A 4682-nucleotide genomic window follows, 5' to 3' on the forward strand; every position below is an offset into this window, starting at 1 on the left:
GGCTACGAACACGGCGTTCGCCCTATTACTTCTTTAAAAAGATCCTGATCACCTTTACCGCAGCGTGTCCCTGCTCCTGCCCAACGAAGGCCCGGATAGTGGCCGATGACGCCCATTCCACGTCACATGCCGTCCCGCCACCCGACTGGACGGCATTTTCCATTCCAAAACAACAACATTTTCTCCCGTTCCAGCGCTTCGGCAGTATCCCTGCGATATGAAAATAAAACTTTTTCTACCCTCAAGTTTCTCTAAACCATGTCGTCTAGCGCACGGCCAGCGGCAAACTGAAGGGCTAAAAATTAAAATTTAAAGCGTTTTTCGCCATAAATTTTCCCGCAGAGCAACCGTTACCCTAAACAACAGCGGCTTGATTGCCCCGGAACAGCGGGGCAGGCCAAAGTGAATAGCACATAGCGCAATGTAGTACCTGTCTGGAGAATTATCATGGCTGCAGTAATTAACACCAACATCTCGTCCCTGAATTCGCAACGCAACCTGTCGACCTCGCAGTCGGCCCTGAGCACCTCGCTGCAACGCTTGTCCTCCGGTCTGCGTATTAACAGCGCCAAGGATGACGCTGCTGGTCTGGCGATTTCCGACCGTATGACGTCGCAAATCCGCGGCATGACCCAAGCCACCCGCAATGCCAACGACGGCGTCTCGCTGGCTCAAACGGCCGAGGGCGCACTGTCGAGCTCGGGCGACATCCTGCAACGTATCCGCGAACTGGCCGTGCAATCGTCGAACGCCACCAACTCGTCGAGCGACCGCCAGGCGCTGCAAACCGAGGTTGGCCAACTGAGCTCGGAATTGAACCGTATCGCCCAAACCACCTCGTTCAACGGCCAGGCGCTGCTGGATGGCACCATGGGTACGGCCAACTTCCAGGTCGGCGCCGACGCGAATCAGCTGATTTCCGCCAGTGGCGCGAACTTCCTGACGAATACCTACGGGAATAACCGCGTTGCAAACGACTCGGCCGTTGTACTCGCCACCTCGAACGCCGATGCCGCCACCAAGGCCATCAAGATTTCCGGCTCGCTCGGTACGGCAACCTATAACACCACCGCCGCCACTGAAACGGCCAAGGGTATCGCTGCCGGCGTGAACAAACTGACGTCGAGCACCGGCGTGACGGCAACGGCATCCACCGAAGCCAACCTGGCACTGGGTTCGAACGAAGCGTATTCGATCGATGTAAAAGGCGACAACGCCAACGCCGTGACCGTTTCGTTCTCGGTTGGCGCCGGTCAAACGGCCTCGGACTATGCCGCAGGTATCAACGCCTTCAATGCGCAATCGGCAAAAACCGGCATTACCGCCGAATACGATGCCAAAAATGGCGGTATCAAGCTGAACCATGCCACCGGCGCGGACATCAACTTGAAAAACTCCGGCACAGCGGCTAATACGACGTTCGCCGTCGGCAGCTACAACCACACGACCAACGCAGTGGTAGCTGGCGTCACGCCTACGGCAGCAGCTGCCACGGCAGTCGTCAACGGCCACGTGACCTACGATTCGGACAGCAGCTTCGCCGTGACCGATGCTTCCGCATTTGCCACCGGCACGGGCGCCACGGGTGTATCGAAACTGAGCTCCGTTGCTGACATCGACGTCACCACGTTTGATGGCGCACAATCGGCACTGAAAGTTGCTGATGCAGCCCTGGCCCGCGTCAACGGCCAACGCGCCCAGTACGGTGCTTTGCAATCGCGCTTCTCGTCGGCGATTTCGAACCTGCAATCGACCACGGAAAACCTGTCCTCGTCGCGCAGCCGCATCGTCGATACCGACTTTGCTGCGGAAACGGCCAGCCTGACCCGTGGCCAGATCCTGCAACAAGCCGGTACCGCCATGCTGGCGCAAGCGAACTCGCTGCCTAACGGCGTGCTGAGCCTGCTGCGCGGCTAATCTTCGATTAGCCTCGTAACATCGCAGGACTCAGGTTCCCCTGCCGGATTTTTTCGGCAGGGGAATTTTCACTAGGAGAGCACCATGACTATTGAGACGATAGCGGCCGCCCCGGCGAGCCGGATTGATAAAAGTTACACCTCGGCAGACATACCGCCGGCCCGCAGCGCCGCACCGCGCAGCGCCGACACCCATGACGCAGTGGCACTGCAGCAACACAGCCCGGAACCAAGCCGTGCCCAGCTGGATCAGGCGGTATCAGAACTGAACCAGTCATCGCAAACCAAGACGCAGGGCCTGGAATTTGCCATCGATGAAGATAGCCAGCGCACGGTGGTCAAAGTGATAGACCAGGAAACCAAGGAAGTGCTGCGGCAGATCCCGACCAAGGAAGCATTGGCGCTGGCCAAGGCCTTCGACTCGGCCAAAGGCTCCCTGATCAGTCAAAGCGTCTGACGGATGAAGCTCCGTCCGTACGCGCAGCAGTGTATCGCCATGCATCGGCACGACATCGGGGTCCGCAGCTTGCCTGCCGGACCCCGTATTATTATTCCAGTTTAACAATCATTTTCACGCGCCAGCCCGCATTCTGGCCCGAATTGAAAACAACGCGGTAAATCCCCCTCTCAAGTCCTGATTGAATCTGCCGATAACAGCTTATATTAGTGTTTTCCTAGGAGCATGCAGTGGCCATCACACCAACCTTATCCTCTCCAGGCATCGGCAACAGCACGCTGGATGTGAATGCCATCATCGAGAAGCTGATGACGGCGGAATCGGTGCCACTGGGTACCTACGACAAAAAAACCGCCTCGTACCAGGCAAAGCTGAGTGCACTCGGCACTCTGAGCGGTACGATCAGCACCTTCCAGAATTCGCTCTCTTCGCTGAGCAAAACGGATAACTTCCGGGCAGTGTCGGCCACGCCGACCGATCCGTTGATCCTGACGGCAACGGCCGGCGCCAAGGCCGTCGCCGGCAGCTACAACATCAATGTCAGCCAGATGGCACAGGCGCAGACACTGACCACGAGCGGCATGTCGAGCAAGCTTTCGAATATTGGCCTGGGTGCCAAAACCACCATTTCCTTCCAGCTTGGCTCGGTTGGCGGCGGCACCTTTGGCCTCGCTGGTACCAAACTCAGCGGTAATACCTTGCTCACCGGCATTAACAACGGTTCGCTGAGCATCAACGGCACGGCCATCCCCACTGACGCCACCACCAAGAGCGCGCGTGCACTGGCCGAAGCCATCAATGCCAAGAGCAGCACCACCGGCGTCACGGCCACGGCACAACCGGTATCGTCCGATCCGGCCATGTTCAGCGTTTTTGGCAATGTCAGCACAGCCGCAGGCAGCAGCTACTCGCTGTCGGTCGGTGGCGTCGAGATCTTCACGCAAGGTGAAAATGTGGCGGCTGGCGCAGGCCTGACTGCTGCCAGCCTCGACACGACGCTGGAGGGACCGAATTCCGTCTCGAATGCCCTGGCGGCGGCCAACATCACGGTCACCGGCAAGGCCGCCGACGGCACCCTGAAATTCACGCGTGCCGACGGTTCCAACCTGAACATTGAAGAAGTCGTCACGGGCGACACCCGCGGCGGCATAGGGCACGCGGCCGGCGCCGTCAATGACGGCTCCAATGTCACCATCGCCAGCTCGATCACACTGGCTTCCAGCAACGCCAGCCCCATCACGATCGGCGGCAGCAACCCTGCCGCCGCTGGCTTGACGGCCGGCTCCGGCGGCGCCTACATGGATACCAACTTCACCCAGGACGGCAACCAGTCGACGGGGTCGGTGGTGATCGATTCGAGCAACAATACCCTGCAAGGTATCCGCGACGCCATCAACAACGCCGGACTAGGCGTAACAGCGAGCATCGTCTCAGACGGCACGGACAAGCCTTTTCACCTGGTGCTTGCGTCGACCAAGACGGGCGCCAGTTCGGCGATGAAAATCACGCTGAGCGGCAGCGACGGTCAGCCAGCCGACAGCGCGTTGACAGCGCTGCTGGCGTATGACCCCTCCGGCGTGCAAAACTTGAAACAGAACAGCGCTGCGCAAAATACGCAGCTCAGCGTCAATGGCATTCCCATCACAAATAGTTCGAACAGCATCGACAGCGCCATCGAGGGCGTGACCATCAACGTGGCGAAGGTAGGTTCAACCAACCTTTCCGTCTCAAAAGACATTTCCACCGTCAAGACCAGCATCAATGCCTTCGTCAAGGCGTACAACGAGTTGAATACGGCAATGGCCAAGCTGACCTCGTACGATCCCGATACCAAGGCAGCCGGCCTGCTGCTGGGAGACTCCACCGCCCTTTCCATCCAGAGCCAGTTGCGCAAACAGATGGGCATGCCGATTACCGGCCTGACGGGTAACCTGACCACCATGAGCCAGGTCGGCATTTCGTTTCAAAAGGATGGCAGCCTGACCTTGGACACGGCCAAGCTGGACAAGGCAATTGGCGCGAACTTTTCCGATGTCGCGGGCCTGTTTGCAGCCTTGGGCAAGACCACCGACAGCACCGTATCCTTCACCAGTTCCACCTCGGCCACCAAGCCCGGCACGTATGCGCTGAACGTGACGAACATGGCCAGCCAGGGCACGCTGAAAGGCAATGCGGCCCTGCCCGCCAGCACCGTGATTGGCAGCGATACCGTGTGGAACGTAACCCTGAATGACAGCACGCCGGCGGTGGCGAAAAATACCGCCAAGGTGATCATTCCTGCCGGCAGCTATACCCCCACTCAACTGGCG

4 protein-coding genes are annotated in these 4682 nt (G+C 58.9%); all 4 read left to right on the plus strand.

What is annotated here, in order from left to right; genetic code table 11:
• A partial coding sequence (locus AC0V2Y_RS04595) for a hypothetical protein (protein WP_475418323.1) occupies nt 1-221 on the plus strand: 221 nt, incomplete at its 5' end.
• A gap of 226 nt (nt 222-447) precedes the next feature.
• Complete coding sequence (locus AC0V2Y_RS04600) at nt 448-1917, plus strand: flagellin N-terminal helical domain-containing protein (RefSeq protein ID WP_475417961.1); 1470 nt, start codon at nt 448-450, stop codon at nt 1915-1917.
• An 84-nt stretch (nt 1918-2001) separates the two neighbouring features.
• Entirely contained in the window at nt 2002-2373 is a 372-nt protein-coding gene (locus tag AC0V2Y_RS04605) for a flagellar protein FlaG (RefSeq protein ID WP_475417962.1), read from the plus strand.
• A 230-nt stretch (nt 2374-2603) separates the two neighbouring features.
• Nucleotides 2604-4682 (plus strand): flagellar filament capping protein FliD (fliD, locus tag AC0V2Y_RS04610; RefSeq protein WP_475417963.1); only part of this gene is annotated, 2079 nt, incomplete at its 3' end.

The organism is Janthinobacterium sp. BHSEK, assembly GCF_056174685.1.

Excerpts from the sequence above, each read along its gene's own strand:
- AC0V2Y_RS04600 (WP_475417961.1), top strand. The coding sequence starts at position 448 with ATGGCTGCAGTAATTAACACCAACATCTCGTCCCTGAATTCGCAACGC.
- AC0V2Y_RS04605 (WP_475417962.1), top strand. The coding sequence starts at position 2,002 with ATGACTATTGAGACGATAGCGGCCGCCCCGGCGAGCCGGATTGATAAA.